This window comes from Methylorubrum salsuginis, assembly GCF_900114375.1.
Classification (GTDB): Bacteria; Pseudomonadota; Alphaproteobacteria; order Rhizobiales; family Beijerinckiaceae; genus Methylobacterium; species Methylobacterium salsuginis.
Genome location: NZ_FOSV01000005.1, coordinates 236,884 through 255,055, shown reverse-complemented (window position 1 = coordinate 255,055; position 18,172 = coordinate 236,884). Strand labels below are relative to the sequence as shown.

The window sequence follows — 18,172 nt, the reverse complement described above, 5'->3', positions numbered from 1 at the left end:
ACCAAGCGATCCTGAATGCTCAAGGCTGCCCTCCAAAAGACAGCCTCGAATCACGCCCGACACCAAACGTGAACCCCAAGAGTCCACGCGACCTAACGTAGGTCGCGTCGATGGCGTTGGCCTCGCCGGTCCAGCCGGCCTTGACCAGTGCGGCCAACATCGCCTTCCAGAAGCCGCGCCGGGACCAGCGATTGAACCGGTTGTAGATTGTCGTGGGCGGACCGTACTCCGAGGGACAGTCGCACCAGCGACAGCCCGACTTCACGACGTGGATGATACCGGAGATGACGTGCCGGTCGTCGTTACGTTCGGGGCCGAGCTGATTCTTGGGCATGAACGGTTCGATCACCGCCCACTACTCGTTCGACAGCCAAAACAAGTCCGCCATGGCGCGCCTCCCTGTCTCAGCGCGCTATGAAAACCGCATTACCCCGACAGAGCAATAGCTTGATAGGGTTTTGACCCTAGCCGTCCGCAAGGCCTGCCGAGAGATGCTGGCCGCTCGGTTAATCGACCCATCGACCACGGCTTCAGGGATTGGATACGGCTTATTCTCCTGAGCAAAGCATAGGAGCCGACCGCTTCAACCGAACCGCCCAGGCCTTTTTCGACGGTCCAACGAGTATTCAGGGCGTGGAGAGCGGCTGAACGCGTCCGGGCGGCGCCTCGCGCGTCGGCCGCAATTCGAACCAGAGCGCGTTGAGAATGCCCAACGCGGCCGCAAAGCCGAGGCCGAGCATCCAGGCGAAGTACCACATCGTCGATATCCTTCACGATGAGAGCAGGAGCCTTCCGGCCCGCCCGGCCCGCGGTTCAATAGGCCGGCGAGCCGGGAGCGGTGATGTCGCGCTCGGACACCTTGCCCCGCAGCACCCGGTAGACCCAAGCCGTGTAGGCGAGGACGATCGGCAGGAAGAGCACCGTCGCGATCAGCATGTTGCGGAGCGTGGCCCGGCTGGAGGAGGCGTCGAACACGGTGAGCGCGTGGCCCGGATGCGTGCTCGACGGCAGGATGACCGGGAACATCGACAGGCCGACGGTCGTGACAATGCAGGCGATGCCGAGGCTTGAGGCGAGCAGCGTCGCCCCCGTCAGGCGGGTGCGGAAGCCTGCCGCCACCAGCAGCGGCGCCACGATACCCAGCAGCGGCACCAGGGCGAGCCGCGGATCGGCCCGGAAATTGGCGAGCCACGCACCCGCGTCCGCGATGACATCCTTGGTCAGCGGGTTGGAGGGGCCGTCGCCGGGCAGCGGCGTCACCACCTGGTAGCCGCCGAAGGCACCGGCCCAGACCAGCAGGCCGCCCAGCGCGAACAGGGCCGCGGTGGCGAGCGCCGCCTTCGCTCCGATCGCGCGGGCGCGCTCGGCGACCGGTCCCTCCGCCTTGAAGGCGAGCCACGCCGCGCCGTGGGCCACCAGGATCGCCAGCGAGATGAAACCACAGAAGAGGGCGAGCGGGTTGAGCAGACCGACGAGCGTGCCGCTGTAGATCGGTCTCAGGTCGTCAGTGAAGTGGAAGGGCACGCCCTGAAGCACGTTGCCGACCGCGACGCCGAAGATCAGGGCCGGCACCGCCCCGCCGACGAACAGGGCTCGGTCCCAGCCCTCACGCCAGGCCGGGCTCTCGTCCTTCGAGCGGTACTTGAACGCCACGGGCCGCAGGATTAGCGCGACCAGGACGAAGAACATCGCGAGATAGAAGCCGGAGAAGCTGAGCGCGTAGAGTGCGGGCCACGCGGCGAAGATCGCGCCGCCGCCGAGCACCAGCCAGACCTGATTGCCTTCCCAGGTCGCCGAAACAGTGTGGATCGCCACCCGCCGCTCCACGTCGGTGCGGGCGACGAAGGGCAGGAGCGCGCCGACGCCGAGATCGAACCCGTCGGTGACGGCGAAACCGATCAGCAACACGCCGAGCAGTACCCACCAGATCAGGCGTAGGGATTCGTAGTCCGAGAGCAGGGCGAACATCGAAGAGTTCCTTGAGCGGGTCCGAAGGAGGGCGGGCTACTGGGCCGCGACAAGGCGGGCGCCGCCCTCGTTGGCGCTCGTGCCGGGGAACAGGGCTGCGGGATCCTCGACGAGCGTCTCCGGTCCTTTGGCGATGGCGCGCAGCATCAGCCGCATCTCGATCACCGCGAGCACGCCGTAGATCAGGGTGAAGCCCGCGAGGGTGAGGAGGAGCGAGGGGATGCCGAGTTCGGAGGTCGCCAGCGCGGTCGGCAGCACGCCCTCGATGATCCAGGGCTGGCGCCCGAATTCGGCGACGAACCAGCCGAACTCGATGGCGATCCAGGGCAGCGGCAGGGCGAGCAAGGCCACTCTGAACAGCCAGCGCGGCGCGGGCGCCTCGCGGGCCGTGAACCAGAGCGCGGCGCCGAACAGGGCGATCAGCAGGAAGCCGCAGGCCACCATCGCCCGGAAGGTGAGGAACAGCGAGGGCACGTGCGGCACCGTCGACCACGCCGCCTGGGCGATGTCGGCCTCGGTCGCCTTCAGGGGATCGCGGATCAGCGGCGTCAGGAGCTTCGCGTATCCGAGATCGGCTTGCGTGCGCGCGAACTCCGCGCGGGCCCGCTCGTCTTTACGGTCGACCTTGATCCGCTCCAGCGCCGCGTAGGCCACGAGGCCGTTGCGGATGCGCGCCTTGGCGTGCTCGACCAGTTCGGTGATGCCGGGGATCTCGGTGGTCAGCGAACGGGTGCCGATCAGGCCCATCGCCCACGGGACGTGGAGCGCGTAGCGGGTGGTGCGGCTGGCGAGATCCGGGATGCCGATCGCCGTGAAGGCGGCGGGTGGGCTTTCCGTATGCCACATCGCCTCCAGGGCGGCGAGCTTCATCTTCTGGTGGTCGGTGACGGCGTAGCCGCTCTCGTCGCCGAGCACGACGACGCTGAGCGCCGAGGCGAAGCCGAAGGCCGCCGCGATGGCGAAGGAGCGCTTGGCGAGTTCGAGGTGGCGCCCGCGCAGAATATAGAAGGCCGAGACGCCGAGCACGAACACCGCGCCGCAGACATAGCCGGCCGCGACGGTGTGGACGAACTTCGCCTGCGCCACCGGATTGAGGATCACGGCGGAAAAGTCGGTCACCTCCATGCGCATCGTGTCGGGGTTGAAGGCGGCGCCGACCGGGTTCTGCATCCAGCCGTTGGCGATCAGGATCCACAGTGCCGAAAAGTTCGTGCCGAGCGCCATCAGCCACGTCACGGCGCAGTGGGCGAGCGCCGAGAGCTTGTCCCAGCCGAAGAAGAACAGCCCGACGAAGGTCGCCTCCAGGAAGAAGGCCATCAGCCCCTCGATGGCGAGCGGGGCCCCGAACACGTCCCCGACGTAGTGCGAGTAATAGGCCCAGTTCATCCCGAACTGGAATTCCATGGTCAGGCCGGTGGCCACGCCCAGCGCGAAGTTGATACCGAACAGAAGTCCCCAGAATTTCGTCATGTCGCGCCAGATCTTGCGGCGCGTCATGACGTAGACGGTCTCCATCATGGCGACCAGGATGGACAGCCCGAGGGTCAGCGGCACGAACAGGAAGTGGTACATCGCCGTCAGCGCGAATTGCAGGCGCGACAGGTCGACGAGCAGCGGATTGGTCATCGGGCTCTCCTCGGACGTCTGCTTGCGCCGGACCCGACCGAGGTGGCCTTGACCCAGATCAAAGCCGCGCTTCACCTTGCTCCGCACAAGGCGGCATGTCCCGCAGACGCACGACCCGCCCCCGACCGGACGTCGCGACGGCCGAACCCGCCGCGCTCGTCTTTGCCCGTGAAGCGGCGGGGCGAGGCTTGCGACGCCTCTACGCGCTCATGGCCTTGCGCTGCACCGCGACGCTTCTCGGCTCGGTCGGGCTCGCCCGGCTCGCCGGCCCGCTGATCGAGACGGGGCAGCTCGATGCGGTAGCCCTCGGACTTGCCGTCGCCGGTGTCGGCGCGGCGGCGTGGCTCGGCGGAAGCGTCGAGCGATGCGCGGCCGGGCTGGAGGCGACCGTCGCCGGGCGGCTGATCGATGCCGCCGAGAGGCGGCTTGCCGCAATGCCGGCCCGCGCCGCCGCCGCGCTGCCGCGAGGCGCGCTGATCGTCGGCTTGCAGCGCCATCCGGGCGCGCTCGCCCGACTCGCCGTCGGGCATGCGGCAGCGCGGCGGATGACGGCCCTCGGCCCCGTCATGACCGCCGCAGCCATGGCCGTGGTCTCGTGGCAAGCCGCGCTCGTGCTGCTTCTCGCGAGCCCGGTGATGATCGTCTTGTTCGTCCTCGTCGGCGGGATAATAAGCGAGCGGGCCGCCGTTCAGGAGGCGGCGCTCGGGCGGCTCGCGACCCAGTTCGCCGACCGGGTGCGCACGTTGCCGACGATCCTCGCCGCGCATGGGCTGACGCGCGAAAGCGAGAAACTCGACCGGCGGCTCGAAGCCTATGCCGCGGGGACGCTCGGCGTGCTGGCGGTCGCGTTCCTGAATGCGGGCGTGCTCGATTTCTTCGCCTCGCTCGCCATCGCGATCCTGGCGGTCTTCCTCGGGCTCGGCCATCTCGGGCTGGCCGCGGTGCCGGGCTTTGCCGGCCTCGCCCTGTGGCAGAGCTTGTTGATCCTGCTGCTCGCGCCGGAGTTCTTCGCAACCCTGCGCCGCTACGCCGAACTCTATCACGCCAAGGCCGAGGGCGAGGCCGCCGCGGACGCCCTCGCCTGGATGTTTCCGCCTAATGCGAAGGACGAGGCCGCGGAGGAAGCGCCGATCCTCGCGGTGCCGGGCGTCCGCAGCCTCGTCCTGCCCCATGCCGGGTCGGTCCCCGATTTCGACCTACCGGCGAGGGGGCTCTTCGCGCTGACGGGGCCGAGCGGAGCTGGTAAGTCCACCCTGCTGCGGGTTCTCGCGAGGGTCGAGGCGCCGCTCGCCGGTACGGTGCGATTGCCCGCGGACAGGCCGCCGACATGGGTCTCCGTCGAGAATCCGGTCCTGGCCGGCCCGCTGCGCCGGGCGCTGGCCGAAGGTTCGCGTGCGACGCCCGAGGCGGTGGCACGGGCCGCCGCGCGGCTCGGCCTCACGGACGATCCGCACTGGCCCGGCGGCCTCGACGCCCCGGTCGGGGCTGGCGCCGAGAATCTCTCCGGCGGCCAGCGGGTGCGGATCGCGGTGGCCCGCCTGCTGCTGCGACCGGGTCTCGCCTTCGGCGACGAGCCGACCGCCAAGCTCGATCCCCTCAACGCCGCCCGCGTCCGGCAGGCCCTGTGGGACGCGTCCCGCACCCGCCTTGTGATCGTCGCGACCCACGACCCCGCGCTGGCGGCGCTCGCCGACCGGCGGGTCGATCTCGGGGACGCCCCCGCCGAGAGGCATGCCGCATGACCCTTGTCCAGATTGCGCCGAGCGATGCGTCCGGGTGTCGCGTGTCCAGGGTGGAGCCCTGGGAAATTCGGGGCGCTGCCCCGGTCCCCGCCGAAGGGATGATCCCTTCGGAATCCCGAGACTCGGCCCATCCCTGGCGCCTCGCCTTCGCCCTCGCGGCGCTGGCGCTCGCGGCCAACCTCGCACTCGCCGGCACGGCCGCGACCTTCTTGGCGGCGGTAGCGCTCGCCGGGGCCGGTCCCGGGGCGTTGGCCTTCAACATCCACCACCCGGCCGCGCTGGTGCGCCTGTTCGCGCTGCTGCGCACCGGCGCGCGCTACGGCGAGCGCATGGCCGGCCATCGGGCGGCACTCGGCGATCAGGTCCGCCGCCGATCACGCCTGTTCGCCGCGCTGGCGCGCGCGCCGGAGAGCCGCGGCTCCGGCTGGCAGCTCGGCCGCCCGGAGCGGCTGGCCGATTACATCGACGACGTGGCCGACATCGATTTCGCCCGGCTGCGCGTCGACTTCGCCCTCGCGACGACCGGCACGGCGCTGTTGGCGCTCACCGCCGCCACGGCCTGGCTCGCACCGCTCGCCCTCGTGCCGCTCGTCGGGCTGGCCCTGGCGAGCCTCGCCCTCTGCCGCGCCACCGCCCGTTGCCTGACCACGCGCGAGGCGCAGGTCCGAGCCGCGCGGCGGCGGGGCGCGGCGGAGTTCGGTGCGGTGCTGGCGGGCGCCGTACCGCTGGCCGCCGAGGCTCGGCGCGGGTTCGCCCTGCGGTCGGCCCTCGATTCGCTCCGCGACGCGGAGCGGGAGACCGCGGCGGGTCGCCGGGCGCTCGCGCGGTTCGAGTCCCTGCTGGGGCTCGCCGGCCCCGGTGCCGCCCTCGCCGTGCTGCTGGCGGCCTGGACGACGGGCCAGCGCGGGACGGGGCTGCTGCCGGCGACGTTCCTGGCCTTCGCGTGGCTCGGGATCACCGAGCCGGCGCTCGCGCTGGCCCGCTCTCTCCTCGGTGCCGTTCGGGCCCGCGCGGCCCGCGCCGCGCTCAAGGAGGAGGAGGGGGCGACGCCCGAGCCGGAGTTGCCGACCGTCACGGCTGCGGGGGCATTGGCCCTATGCGGCGTCCGCCTGCGCGCGCCCGATGGGCGCGATCTCGGCCCCGCGCCGGACCTGACCATCGCCCCCGGCTGCCCCCTGGTCCTCTTCGGCGCCAGCGGATGCGGCAAGACCAGCCTGCTCAAGGCGCTCGCGGGCTGGAGCGACGACCGGCCGGGCGAAGCGATCCGGCTCGACGGAAGGGCGCTCACGGCCGTCGAGCGCCGGACCGTGACGCACCTTGCACTGCACGATGCGGCGATCCTCGCCGACACCGTCCGGGAGAACCTGTTCGCCCCGGGGGCCGCCGATTCCGATCTCTGGGCAGCGCTGGCGACAGTCGAACTCGATGGCCGCATTCGCGAGGGCGGTGGCCTCGACGCCTGGATCGGGGAGGGCACCCTGTCGCTCGGCGAGGCCCAACGCCTCGCACTCGCCCGCGCGGCGCTCAGCCCGGCGCCCGTGATCCTGCTCGACGAACCGGCCGAGCATCTCGGTGACGATCAGGCCGGGCGCATTCTCGGGCGCCTGCTGGCGGGCTGGGAGGAGCGCACCGTCGTGCTGACGAGCCATCGCCCCGATCTCGCACTGCCCGCGCGGATCGTCTCGTTGGACGCGGGGATCGGCGCACCCGACCGAGCGGTGATCGCGGTTTGATCCATCGCAAGGGCCCGCGCCCGGAGACGGCGCACCGTTCGGACATGGCGATGTCGGCGCCGGAGTTCGGGAGGGCAGCATGCGCACCATCTCCAACGGAGCCGAGGAGATCTTCCTCGGCGTCTGGAATCTGGGTCTCGCCGCAGGGATGGTGCTCGCTCCCTGGGCACTGAGCTTCCTCGATCAGACGCAGGCCACCTGGAACCTGTGGCTCTGCGCGGGCGCCGTCCTCGGGCTGGCGGTGCTGTCCCTGCTCCAGACCTACGACATGGAGGAGGTTCTCCTCGCGATCGTCGGCGTCTGGGTCTGCGCGGCCCCGTGGGTCATGGGCTTCGAGGACGCGCAGATTCCCCTGATCACCCATCTCGGCTTCGGCCTCGCCCTCGTGGTCTCGGCGCTCGCCGAATTGTGGCGTCTGCGCGAGGCGCCCGACGCGCGCTCGTTCTAACGATGCGTGACGGCTCGGACGATGACCCCGCCCGCCGATCTCCTGAACCTCGTCCTGGCGCTGGTCTTCGTCGCGGGCTGCCTCGGCATCCATGCCGGGCGCCATCGGCCGAGCGACGTCACCCTCATCCTCGTGCTGGCCTTGATCGGGATCGTGAACCTGTTCGGCGTGGCGGTGCTGTCACGACTGGGGCCGGCGATGGACCCGCATCAAGCCGCCCTTATCGCGGGCGTTCGCCCGCGACACGACTGATCCGCGGCCTCGGATCGAAGCCTTGCGCTGAATCAAAGCCGGCTTCGCCCTTCGCCCTCACCCTAGCCACGCATGAAGATCGGGAGGGACGGCGATGACGACGGTCGCGAGAGCCATGTTGGGGATGACGGTGCGGGCCGTCGGGATGCCGCGGGGCGCCGGTCGCTGGGCGCCCCCGACGGCGGCGAACGCCGAGGGCACGATTGAGGACGGATACCGGCATCAGAGCATCGGCAGCCTGCAGGCGCTCGGCCTCGCCGTCGCCGCCTCGATGCTGCTGACCGGCCTGCTTTGGATCGCCCTCTGAGTCGGCGAACCGCGGCGCGTTCGATCCGATGCAGGCCATGGTGCTCCCCGGCGTCGGTGGTCACCTCGTTCCGGAAACCCGGCCCGATCCGGAGCCGGGACCGGGCGAAGTCCGCATCCGGGTCGAGGCCTGCGCCGTCTGCCGTACGGATCTCCACCTCATCGACGGCGAACTGCCCCAGGCGGTCTATCCCGTCGTCCCCGGGCACGAGGTCGTCGGCACGGTCGAGGCCCTCGGACCCGGCGTGCGGGCGCCGCGGCTCGGGACGCGGGTCGGCGTGCCCTGGCTCGGCCATGCCTGCGGTCGCTGCCCGTACTGTGCCAATGGCCGCAAGAACCTGTGCGACGCGCCGGGCTTCACCGGTTGCACGCGCGACGGCGGCTTCGTGACCCATCTCCTGGCGGAGGCCGCCTTCACCGTAACCCTCGATCCCGGATGCGACCCGGTCGCGACCGCGCCGCTGCTCTGCGCCGGCCTGATCGGATGGCGTACCCTGAAGCTGGCGGGCGAGGCCGGGACGGTCGGACTCTACGGCTTCGGCGCCGCCGCCCAAATCGTCGCCAAGCTTTGCCGCTGGCAGGGCTGCCGGGTCTTCGCCTACACCCGTCCCGGCGACGGCCTGACGCAGGATTTCGCCCGCGCACTCGGTGCCGAATGGGCCAGCGGCGCGGACGAGGCGGCGCCCGAGCCCCTCGACGCCGCTCTGATCTTCGCACCCGATGGCCGGCTAGTGCCGGTCGCCCTGGGCGCGGTGCGCAAAGGGGGCCGGGTCGTCTGCGGCGGCATTCACATGAGCGCGATCCCGTCCTTCCCCTACGCGCGGCAGTGGGGCGAGCGCGCGCTGCTCTCGGTCGCGAACCTCCCCCAGGCCGACGCCCTGGACTTCTTCGCCGTCGCTTCGAAGGCCGGGATCGAGACCCGCACGCGTAGCTTCCCGCTGGCGCGGGCGAACGAGGCCATCGCCGCCCATCGCACCGGCGCCCTGAACGGTGCAGCCGTGCTGGTGCCGTAGCCCGGTCGCCTTGCGATGGATCAAAGCCGCCCCGTCGCGGCGCGCTCAGGCTGTGGCCGTTGCCCGCAGGAGCCACGCCATGCGCCAGTACCTCGTCAACTTCTACAAGATCGTCGCCGACGACAGCGGTCACGACCACACCATCCTCCAACACCAGGCCCTGGTCGGCGCGCGCTCGGAGGTGTCGGCCCTGTTCGAGGCCAAGGCGATGTTCCGCGAGGCGATGGGCGTCGCCGATTGGCGCCTGCGCGCCGATACCTGCGAGGCCGTCGCGCTGGCGGACGTCGCCGCCTGAGGCGGCGGAAGAAGGACGCTACGGAGGCAGACATGGACCGCGAAATGACCCCGCCAGTCCACTGGCGCGGGCGGCACTGGGCGGTGACCGGCCACGGCATCGAGGCCACGGACGGGCTGTACCTTGTGCCGGCCTCCGACCTCTGGCCCGAAGGAGCGCTGCCGCCGGAATGGTTGGTCGCGCTGCGCCGCCGCTACGGCACCGACTACGACGATCTCGACGAGGCCGTCCGGGTCGCCCGCATCGTTTTCGCGCCGGGGGCCGGCACGCCGTGAGCGACGCGCACCTCAACGGCCCGGCCGGGGAGGGTGCCGCGATCGGGGGCGAGGACGACGACCCGGAGGGGAGTCCGGTCGTCGGCCCGTCGAAGCCGCGTCTCCTGCGCGTCCTCGGACCCGGCCTGATCACCGGTGCCTCTGACGACGACCCGAGCGGCATCGCGACCTAAGGCCAAGCCGGGGCCCAACTCGGCTACGGTCTGTGCTGGACGACGCTCTACAGCCTGCCCCTGATGGCGGCGGTGCAGATGGTCTACGCCCGGATCGGGCGCACCACGGGCCACGGCATCGCGGGCGTGCTGGCGCGCCACCATCCAGGGGGCCTGCTGCAGGGCGTGGTCTTGATGCTGCTGGCGGCCAACGTCCTCAACCTCGGGGCCGATCTCGGCGCCATGGCCGACGCCGTGACCCTGCTTCTGCCGGGACCGCGCTGGGCCTACGTCGTTGCCTTCGCGCTCGGCTGCACGCTGATGTAGGTGGGCCTGCGCTACGCCCAAACCGTCGCGGTGCTCAAGTGGCCGACCCTGAGCCTATTCGCCTATCTGGCGGTGCTGGCCGTCGCCCATGTCGCGTGGCGCGATTTCGCGGCCGGCGTGCTTCTGCCGCGGCTCGACGCCAGCCGCGAGACGTTGACCACGCTGGTCGCGCTGTTCGGCACCACCATCAGCCCGTACCTGTTCTTCTGGCAGGCGGCGGAAGAGGCCGAGGACCTCGCCGCCAATCCCCGGCGTCGCGACCTGCTTCACGCGCCGGACCAGGGCGGGCCGGCGCTGCGGCGCATCGAGATCGACACCCTCGTCGGCATGGGGTTCTCCAACCTCGTGGCGCTCGCGATCATGGCGACGACCGCCGCCGTCCTGCACGCCAACGGCGTCACCGACATCCGCACCTCCGCCGAAGCCGTCGAAGCCCTTCGGCCGCTCGCCGGCTCGTACGCCGCCGGTCTGTTCGCGCTCGGCATCGTCGGAACCGGTCTTCTGGCCGTGCCGGTGCTCGCGGGCTCCGCCGCCTACGCCATCGGCGAGGCCCGACGCTGGCCGGTCGGCTTCGGCCGGCGCGTCCGGGAGGCGCGCGCCATTTACGCCACCGTCGCCCTTGCCACCGGGATCGGCATGGCGGTCAGCCTGGGTGCCATCGACCCGATCCGGGCGCTCTACTGGAGCGCCGTGGTCAACGGCGTGGTCGCGGTGCCGATCATGGCGGTGATGATGCGGATTGCCGCCCAGGCCGACATCATGGGCGCCTTCGCGATCCGCGGTCCCCTGCGCGCGCTCGGCTGGACCGCGACCACCCTCATGCTCGGCACCGTCCTCGCGATGTTCGGGATGGCCTGGCTGGCCTGAGAGGCAGGCGGCCCAAGATGTCGAAACTCGCCGCGGTCGAACGTCACCGTGAGAGGGCCGCACAGCGGATCATCTTGCCGTCTGCGTAGATAGGCCGAACGGCCTAATCTTGTCGTAGATTAGGAGTCATGGCGCTTCTCACGGATTGAAAGTCGGGATATGGATCTGCTTGAGGGCGCCGAGCAATTCGGGAGGCGTGACGTGCTGAGTGTGACCGGGCCATCCGCTCACAGCTGCCTCCACGATCGCACGGATGGCGGCTGCGCCGCGTGCAAGGTTCGCCTGCTCAGCGTCTGCGCGGCGCTGACGGGTGAGGAACTCGACGATCTCGAGGCGCTGAGCCAGCCGCTGCACCTGGCACCGCATCAGGCGCTGTTCCGGCAGGGCGACCCGGCGGACGCCGTCTACAACGTAACGGAGGGCACGGTGCGCCTGTCGCGCCTGCTTCCCGACGGGCGCCGCCACGTCATGGGCTTTGCCATGGTCGGGGACTTCCTCGGCCTCGCCCTGCCCGAGCGCTACACCGTCACCGCCGAGGCGCTCGGCCCCACCACCCTGTGCCGGTTCGACAAGCGCGCCTTCGCCGGTCTCGTGGCGGCCAAGCCGCATCTGCTGCAGCGTCTGCACGAGCGGGCCGGCTACGAACTCAATCTGGCGCAGGATCACATGACCCTGCTCAGCCGCCGCAGCGCCGAGGAGAAGGTCGCGAGCTTCCTCCTTGCGCTCCGCGAGCGCTACGCCCGCATCGGGCAGACCTCGGTGACGCTGGCCCTGCCGATGGGCCGCCAGGACATCGCCGACCATCTCGGGCTCACCATCGAGACGGTCAGCCGCCTGCTGACGCGGCTCGACCGCGAGAAGGCTCTGCTGATCGTGCCCGGCGGCGTGCGCCTCGTCGATGCCGGCCGGCTGGAGCGCCTCGCCGCCGCCTGAGGACGGCCTCACCGTTCGAGCGTCCTCAGGTAGGCGATGAGGTTCTGCGCCTCATCCGGGTCGAGCCGGAATTCCGGCATGCTCTGGTGACCCGTGACGATGCCCTCGGTCAGCGCCTCGACCAGATCCTCGACCGGATAGCGCCGGTGCAGGTCGCGGAAGGGCGGCGCCTCCGCGAGCGGACTGATGCCTACGCGTCCCACGGCGTGGCAGCGGGCGCAGTTGGCGAGCGCGATGGTCTCGCCGCGCCGCGGGCTCGGTCCGGCCTGCGCGGCAAGGTGCATCAGCGCAAGCGCGACGGCGAGGGCGCTTCGCATCGGTGGCATACCTGGCATCAGTGGCACATCAGGCAGCAGACGGGGCTGCTCCGCAGGACGTCGCGGGTGACGCCGCCGAACACCCATTCCCTCAGGCGGGAATGACCGTAGGCGCCCATCACCAGGAGGTCGGCGTCCTGTGCCCGCGTGAAGCGCAGGATCTCGGCGGCATCGGTGTCGACGGTGCGCAGGAAATGCGTGGTGACGGGGGCGCCGTGCCGGGCGAGATGGGCGGCCACCTCCTCGCCGCCTTCCAGCCGGGCATCCGCTCCGGTGGTCACGACATGGACCTGATCGGCGTTATGGAGGAAGGGTAGGGCCGCCGAGACGGCCCGGCGCGCCGACGGCCCGTCCTTCCACGCCACCACGATGCGGGCGCCCTTGAGGTTCTCGAGCCCCGGCGGGACGACGAGCACCGGGCGGCCCGCCTCCATCAGCACCGGCCCGGGCGCCACGTCGAGCCGGCGCGGAGTCTGGTCCTCCGGGCCCCGGCGGCCGAGCACGACGACGTCGGCCGCCCGCGCCTCGGCCACGAGATGCGTCACCGGACGGGCGAGCGCCGGATGCCACGCGCTCCGCACCCCTTCGCCGAGGTTGCCGGAGAAGACTGTTCCGGCCTGCTCCAGCAGGGCGCGGACCTTGGCCTCGTTCTCCTCGTCCTGGCGCTGGGCGTCGTCGATGTCTTGGACGAGCAGCGGCGACGGCACCGTCTCGGCGGCGGCGCCGATCAGCGTGGCCTCGAACCGCCGCGCGAGCCCCGCGGCGAGCCGGATCCGACGGGCTGCCGCCTCCGTGAGATCGACCGAGACGAGGATGTTGGCGTAGCTCATGATCGTCTCTCGGGGCCGCTCGACCGATCCCGTGGACGATCCTCGCCGTCGGGGAGCGACCGAGCCTTGATCCAGAGCAAACGCTGCGGCCCCGTTTCGTGCTGTGACGGTTTGATCGTCAGTTAAGAAGCTGGCCGCCTCGCCGAGATTCCCGAAGCGTTACGGGTATCTCGATCATCGCCGTCGGCGTAGCGTGACGGGGCCGATCGTTCCCCTCCCGATTTGGTGTCTCTCACAAAACTCCCGTTGCACCGTCGCGTCCCGAGAGGACACCGGCAGTGAACGGGAGTTTTGTGAGGCAGTCTTAAACTCCACCCGTGTAGCCCGCCATGGGTCTCGACCATGAAGTGGCGGATCGAGAAGGCACCGCCCATTCCTGGCTCGCCCCTATTCGCCACAAGGAGTTGGAACAGCGGCTCGGCGAGGTCGGGCAGGATGCCCAGTCCTGTGCCGACCAGGGTACACGACGGACGATCTGCTTGCGCCTCGGGACAGACCGTTCGTGGCGCGATGGGTCTTCGTCGAGTCGCACACCCATGATGGGCGCAAGTTCCGGATGCTCTACAAGTCGATGCGTTCTCCCGCGAGCGCTGGCAATCCGCGTCACGCGCAAAATCAAGCCGGCTGACTTGATCGATGTGCTGGCTGACCGTTGCGTCCTGCGCAATGTGCGTGAGCGTATCCGCTCCGGAGACGCTCCGGAGTTCATCGTCAAGTCGGTACAGGTCCGGGTCACCAGTGTTAGCTCGAAAACTTTCTACTTCGCTCCGAGCTCAGCGTTACAGAACGTCCATATCAGGAGCCTCAGCGCCGACCTGCGGGGTAATTACTACTTAATAAATTAAGCCGAGCATTTAAAAATTTCCATAAAAAGTAATCAAATTATAAAGTCGTCAAACTATTATTTTATCAGCATCATTGCGATCAAGGTACTAGTAAAACGCCGGATCGATTAGCTAAACGCTCCGTGCCGCCTCCAGCTTGGCGAGCTCCACCGCCGCCCTGAGTTCGATCTCGGCCACCAGCCCGTCGAGGCGGGGATCGCCCGAATCGGGCATCCGCTCGGCGAGACGCCCGGCGATGGCACGCAGGTCCGCGGGCGCCACCCGTCCGCCGATCAAGGCGGCCTTGAGCCGGTCGAGCCCGTCGAGGAGGTCGTGGCCGCGCTGGACCGAGCGGCGGCGGCGCTCCTGGGGCGTGTCGGCGTTCGCCTGTCCCTGGAGCGTGAGGATCGCGTCGAGGCCGGCCAGCATGCCGGTCTGGGCGGCGCCGGCCGTGCTGGCGCGCGGCTGTTCGGCCTCGCCGGCCGCGAAGGCGCCCGGCGCGGCAGCGCGGCGCGGGCCCGAGAGGGCGCCCGCGGCGGCGGCGGCAAAGCGTGTGTCGACGCGCATGATCCGGCCTCTCGAGATTGACCGCGAGAATCGGCCGTCATGGTTAAGCACGGGTAAATTTCTCGGCAGAAGCTGCCGCCCCGGCAGGAAACGGCCCGGCGGCGGCCGCGGGTCCGGCGGCGGCATATCCGCCGAATGCATTTTGGCACAACGACTTAGCGAAATCGAACGGTTGGCACGGCCCTGGCACTTGGGAACGGCATGACGCCGAACCCGGTCGAAGTCCCTCCGATGCCGCTGCCCAAGCGCACCCTCCCGTTCCGCCTCTCGGTCATCCTGGCCTGCTGGCTCGCCCTGATGCCCGGCCCGGCCTTCGCCCTGTCGCGGGTCAAGGATCTGGCCTCGATCGAGGGCGTGCGGTCCAACCAGCTCGTCGGCTACGGCATCGTCGTCGGCCTCAACGGTACCGGCGACACGCTCAACAACATCCCGTTCACCAAGCAGTCGCTTCAGGCGATGCTGGAGCGGCTCGGCGTCAACACGCGCGGGGCCACCATGCGGACCCAGAACCTCGCCGCCGTGATGGTGACGGCCAACCTGCCCCCGTTCTCGACGCAAGGCACCCATATCGACGTGACGGTGTCCTCGCTCGGCGACGCCAAGTCGCTCCAGGGCGGCACGCTGCTGGTCACGCCGCTGCTCGGCGCCGACGGCGAAGTCTACGCCCTCGCGCAGGGCTCGGTCGCCATCGCGGGCTTCGCCGCGGAAGGCGAGGCTGCCAAGATCACCCGCGGCGTGCCGACCAACGGGCGCATCTCCAACGGCGCGCTGATCGAGCGCGAGATGGCGTTCAAGCTCAACGAGGCACGCTCGCTCCGCCTGTCTCTGCGCAACCCCGACTTCACCACCTCGAAGCGGATCGCGGCGGCCATCAACGACTTCATGGGCGCCGACACCGCCGAGCCCACCGACCCGGCCACCATCACGCTCCAGATCCCGGCCAAGTATCGCGGCAACATGATCCGCCTCATCACCGAGGTGGAGCAGCTGAAGGTCGAGCCCGACCAGACGGCCCGGGTCGTCGTCGACGAGCGCTCCGGCATCATCGTGATGGGCCGCGACGTGCGCGTCTCCACCGTGGCGATCGCGCAGGGCAACCTCACGGTGACGATCACCGAGCAGCCGATGGTGAGCCAGCCCGGCCCGCTCTCGAACGGCCAGACCGCGGTGGTGCCACGCACCGGCGTCAAGGTCGATACCGGCGACGGCAACAAGCTGGCGCTGGTGAAGGAGGGCGTGACCCTGCGCGAGCTGGTCGACGGCCTCAATGCGCTGGGTGTGGGCCCGCGCGACCTGATCTCGATCCTCCAGGCGATCAAGACCGCGGGCGCGCTCCAGGCCGACATCGAGCTGATGTAAATCCGATCGAAGACAGGAGACGAGACATGCTGCCTCTCGCGACCTTCGCGGCCTCCGCCGCCGCTGGCGTCGGCAAGAACCTGATGCAATCGCTGTCGAAGACCGACACGGCCACGATGGACACGGCCAAAGCCTCGGCCAAGGCGCGCAAGACCGCCGACGAATTCGAGAAGATGTTCCTGGAAGACAGCCTGGAGCGTCTGACCCGGAGCGAGGGCACCGAAGGCCCGCTCGGCGAGAACGGCAGCGGCGGCGGCGTCTGGCGCTCGATGCTGACCAAGGAATACGCCAATTCCATCGTGAAGAGCGGCGGCGTCGGCATCAGCAATCAGGTCTATTCCGAAATGATGCGGATGCAGGAGGCCGGCCATGGCGGCAAGTGACACCGCCCTGCGCCTGACCGACCGCGCCGGAGCCCAGGCCTTCGTGCAGGGTCTGCTCACGGTGATGCGCGATCTCGAGGCCGCGCTCGCCCGCGAGAGCGAGGGCGTGCGGGCCGGCCGCATCGCCGAGGCGATGACGGGCACCCCGGCGAAGGCGGAACTCGCCGCCGCCTACATGACCGGCCTCGAAGCGGCCAAGGCCAACGCCATCGCGCTCGCCCGCTTCGCCCCCGAGGGACTCGAAGCGCTGAAGGCCGCGCAGACGCGCTTCGCCGCCGTGCTGGAGGTGAACCAGCAGGTGCTCGCCACCGCCCGCACGGTCTCGGAGGGGCTGATCAAGGCGCTCGCCGAGGAGGTTGCCAAGACCCGCACGGCCAGCGTCTACGGACGACCGTCGCACAGTCCTTCGCCCTATGGCCGCGGCGGCGCCAACAGCGGCCCGCTGGTGTTCTCGCGCAACCTGTAATCCCGATCGGCGACGATCCCGATCCATCGCCGATGGCCCCCGCGCCGGCGGGGCGGCGGGCCTCCGCCGGACGCACGCAACAGGACCATCGGTCCGGTTCCGTGCCGCCTGGGATAAGCGCGGGACTTCCGGACCGCCCGATCCGGGGTGCGACAAACTGGGCGGGACGATCCTCGATCACCGGCGTTTTCGCGGAGTGCGGGCAAGCGAAATCTGATCATCGCGCCGCCCGCCACAGCGCTCAAGCTTTCGGAACTTTCACGTCTGCCGTCGTTTGCCCCCGAACTCAATCTTCGGAGGTTACGGCCATGTCGAACGACGTGCTGATTCCGCTTCTCGCCGTCTTCACCATCGTGGCCGTCGCGGCCTTCGCGATCTGGCAACGGGGTCGCGTGGCGCAATCGAAGAACGATATGCGCCGGTCGAGCTTCACGCAGGTCCACGGTGAGGCGCCTCGTCCGAACCGGCCGGGAACCGATCACTGAGGGCGGATCGGCGCTTGCGCGCCGTAGCCGGCCCGACGGCATCAGGTCGGCGCCGATCGGTCCTTGCTCCGCAGCGCATTCACTCACGACGAACCGGTGCCCGCGTCGCCGGAATTCGCGTCAGGCGAGACGGGTCGCCTCCACCCACCAACCCGGCTGCGCCTTCCGCACGGCGTCGGCGGCCGCCTCGGCGGCCTGCCGGTCCGAGAAGAGCGCGAACACCGTCGCGCCCGAGCCCGACATCCGGGCGAGCCGGCATCCGCCCTGCGCCCGCAGCAGCGCCAGCGCCGAACCGATGATCGGGGCGACGGTGAGCGCGGGCGGTTCGAGATCGTTGCGCGCCGGACGGATCGCGGCGAGCACGCCCTCGGCGTCGAGCGTCGCGGCGACGGCCGGATGCTCGGCCCCGTCGAGCGCCTGGCCGACCGCGAGGCCGAGCGCCTTGAACACCGGCGCGGTCGAGACCGGCACGCCGGGATTGACCAGCACCGCCGGCAGCGCCTCGAAACCGAGGGCCGGGCCGACGGCCTCGCCCGCGCCGCGCATCATGCGGGCGCGCGGATCGAGACAGACCGGCACGTCGGCTCCCGTTGCCCGCGCCGCCGCGACCACGGCCGGATGATCGAGGGTCAGTCCGTTCAGTTCGGCGAGCAGCCGCAGCGCGGCCGCCGCATCCGACGAGCCGCCGCCGATCCCGGCCGCGACCGGCAATTCCTTGTGGAGATGGAAGGCCCCAAGCCGCAAGCCGGGGCTTCCGGCGGCGAGGTGACGGGCGGCGCGCAGGACGAGGTTGTCGTCGAGGGGCCCCGCGGGGCCCGCGGTCGGGCCCGCCACGGACAGCGTGAGATCGGGACCCGGATCGAGCGTCAGCCCGTCGGCGACCTCGGCGAAGGCCACGAGGCTCTCAAGCACGTGGTAGCCGTCTTCGGGCCGGCGCCCGAGTACGTGCAGGGTCAGGTTGATCTTGGCCGGAGCGCGGGTGGTGAGACGGGACACGGGCTCTC

At 70.2% G+C, this 18,172-nt stretch carries 20 protein-coding genes and 2 pseudogenes; 14 read left to right on the top strand and 8 right to left on the bottom strand.

Translation table 11 applies throughout. The features are described 5' to 3' along the window. Window positions 1-88: 88 nt before the first annotated feature. From BM140_RS09265 to BM140_RS09250, 4 genes and pseudogenes are all read right to left on the bottom strand, one after another. Window positions 89-334, bottom strand: a pseudogene (locus BM140_RS09265) (transposase); the annotation flags it as partial. Between the two features lie 292 nt (window positions 335-626). Beyond that, window positions 627-758 carry a cytochrome bd-I oxidase subunit CydX gene (gene cydX, locus BM140_RS09260; RefSeq protein ID WP_091944463.1) on the bottom strand — a complete coding sequence of 44 codons (132 nt, stop codon included), beginning with the start codon at window positions 756-758 and terminating at the stop codon, window positions 627-629. A gap of 55 nt (window positions 759-813) precedes the next feature. After that, a complete protein-coding gene (cydB, locus tag BM140_RS09255) occupies window positions 814-1,968 on the bottom strand; it encodes a cytochrome d ubiquinol oxidase subunit II (protein ID WP_091944461.1) in 1,155 nt (384 codons plus the stop codon). Between the two features lie 36 nt (window positions 1,969-2,004). Continuing rightward, on the bottom strand, window positions 2,005-3,594 hold the full coding sequence (locus tag BM140_RS09250) for a cytochrome ubiquinol oxidase subunit I (protein ID WP_091944529.1): 1,590 nt from the start codon (window positions 3,592-3,594) through the stop codon (window positions 2,005-2,007). 95 nt (window positions 3,595-3,689) lie between these two features. On the opposite strand from BM140_RS09250, the gene BM140_RS09245 reads away from it, so the two are divergent. The 10 genes and pseudogenes from BM140_RS09245 to BM140_RS09200 all read left to right on the top strand — a co-directional run bounded on the left by BM140_RS09245 (window position 3,690) and on the right by BM140_RS09200 (window position 11,937). Continuing rightward, on the top strand, window positions 3,690-5,336 hold the full coding sequence (locus BM140_RS09245) for an ATP-binding cassette domain-containing protein (protein WP_091944458.1): 1,647 nt from the start codon (window positions 3,690-3,692) through the stop codon (window positions 5,334-5,336). A gap of 98 nt (window positions 5,337-5,434) precedes the next feature. Further along, window positions 5,435-7,069, top strand: a complete 1,635-nt coding sequence (locus tag BM140_RS09240) for an ATP-binding cassette domain-containing protein (RefSeq protein WP_091944455.1) — start codon at window positions 5,435-5,437, stop codon at window positions 7,067-7,069. Between the two features lie 79 nt (window positions 7,070-7,148). Beyond that, window positions 7,149-7,517, top strand: a complete 369-nt coding sequence (locus BM140_RS09235; protein ID WP_091944452.1) for an SPW repeat domain-containing protein — start codon at window positions 7,149-7,151, stop codon at window positions 7,515-7,517. A 21-nt stretch (window positions 7,518-7,538) separates the two neighbouring features. Beyond that, the gene (locus BM140_RS09230; RefSeq protein WP_091944449.1) at window positions 7,539-7,769 is read left to right on the top strand and encodes a hypothetical protein; all 231 of its coding nucleotides are present in this window, start codon (window positions 7,539-7,541) and stop codon (window positions 7,767-7,769) included. A 94-nt stretch (window positions 7,770-7,863) separates the two neighbouring features. Further along, on the top strand, window positions 7,864-8,076 hold the full coding sequence (locus BM140_RS09225; protein WP_131803776.1) for a hypothetical protein: 213 nt from the start codon (window positions 7,864-7,866) through the stop codon (window positions 8,074-8,076). Between the two features lie 28 nt (window positions 8,077-8,104). Further along, entirely contained in the window at window positions 8,105-9,088 is a 984-nt protein-coding gene (locus BM140_RS09220; RefSeq protein ID WP_091944442.1) for a zinc-dependent alcohol dehydrogenase family protein, read from the top strand. Window positions 9,089-9,167: 79 nt separating this feature from the next. After that, window positions 9,168-9,383: a hypothetical protein gene (locus BM140_RS09215; RefSeq protein WP_091944439.1), complete on the top strand. Its 216-nt coding sequence runs from the start codon at window positions 9,168-9,170 to the stop codon at window positions 9,381-9,383. Between the two features lie 32 nt (window positions 9,384-9,415). Then, window positions 9,416-9,658 carry a hypothetical protein gene (locus BM140_RS09210; protein WP_091944436.1) on the top strand — a complete coding sequence of 81 codons (243 nt, stop codon included), beginning with the start codon at window positions 9,416-9,418 and terminating at the stop codon, window positions 9,656-9,658. Then, a pseudogene (locus BM140_RS09205) lies at window positions 9,655-11,004 on the top strand (NRAMP family divalent metal transporter). Before BM140_RS09210 ends, BM140_RS09205 begins: the two are co-directional and overlap by 4 nt. 210 nt (window positions 11,005-11,214) lie before the next feature. Then, complete coding sequence (locus BM140_RS09200) at window positions 11,215-11,937, top strand: Crp/Fnr family transcriptional regulator (protein ID WP_244535366.1); 723 nt, start codon at window positions 11,215-11,217, stop codon at window positions 11,935-11,937. An 8-nt stretch (window positions 11,938-11,945) separates the two neighbouring features. Here the strand turns inward: BM140_RS09200 and BM140_RS09195 are convergent, their stop codons facing one another. The 3 genes from BM140_RS09195 to BM140_RS09185 form a co-directional block, all read right to left on the bottom strand. Continuing rightward, window positions 11,946-12,254 carry a c-type cytochrome gene (locus BM140_RS09195; RefSeq protein WP_091944430.1) on the bottom strand — a complete coding sequence of 103 codons (309 nt, stop codon included), beginning with the start codon at window positions 12,252-12,254 and terminating at the stop codon, window positions 11,946-11,948. Window positions 12,255-12,271: 17 nt separating this feature from the next. Beyond that, window positions 12,272-13,084 (bottom strand): universal stress protein, encoded by an 813-nt coding sequence (locus BM140_RS09190; protein WP_091944427.1) that lies wholly within the window; start codon window positions 13,082-13,084, stop codon window positions 12,272-12,274. 956 nt (window positions 13,085-14,040) lie between these two features. Next, window positions 14,041-14,475, bottom strand: coding sequence for a flagellar assembly protein FliX (locus BM140_RS09185; protein WP_091944424.1), 435 nt, complete (start codon window positions 14,473-14,475; stop codon window positions 14,041-14,043). A 231-nt stretch (window positions 14,476-14,706) separates the two neighbouring features. On the opposite strand from BM140_RS09185, the gene BM140_RS09180 reads away from it, so the two are divergent. The 4 genes from BM140_RS09180 to BM140_RS25805 all read left to right on the top strand — a co-directional run bounded on the left by BM140_RS09180 (window position 14,707) and on the right by BM140_RS25805 (window position 17,168). Beyond that, window positions 14,707-15,834 (top strand): flagellar basal body P-ring protein FlgI, encoded by a 1,128-nt coding sequence (locus BM140_RS09180; RefSeq protein WP_091944527.1) that lies wholly within the window; start codon window positions 14,707-14,709, stop codon window positions 15,832-15,834. Between the two features lie 26 nt (window positions 15,835-15,860). Continuing rightward, on the top strand, window positions 15,861-16,217 hold the full coding sequence (locus tag BM140_RS09175; RefSeq protein WP_091944421.1) for a rod-binding protein: 357 nt from the start codon (window positions 15,861-15,863) through the stop codon (window positions 16,215-16,217). Further along, window positions 16,204-16,683: a hypothetical protein gene (locus BM140_RS09170; protein ID WP_091944418.1), complete on the top strand. Its 480-nt coding sequence runs from the start codon at window positions 16,204-16,206 to the stop codon at window positions 16,681-16,683. The genes BM140_RS09175 and BM140_RS09170 overlap by 14 nt, the downstream gene beginning before the upstream one ends. A gap of 308 nt (window positions 16,684-16,991) precedes the next feature. Beyond that, entirely contained in the window at window positions 16,992-17,168 is a 177-nt protein-coding gene (locus tag BM140_RS25805; protein ID WP_165616426.1) for a hypothetical protein, read from the top strand. Window positions 17,169-17,288: 120 nt separating this feature from the next. Here the strand turns inward: BM140_RS25805 and BM140_RS09165 are convergent, their stop codons facing one another. Further along, window positions 17,289-18,164 (bottom strand): 4-(cytidine 5'-diphospho)-2-C-methyl-D-erythritol kinase, encoded by an 876-nt coding sequence (locus tag BM140_RS09165; RefSeq protein ID WP_091944415.1) that lies wholly within the window; start codon window positions 18,162-18,164, stop codon window positions 17,289-17,291. Between the last annotated feature and the right edge of the window lie 8 nt (window positions 18,165-18,172).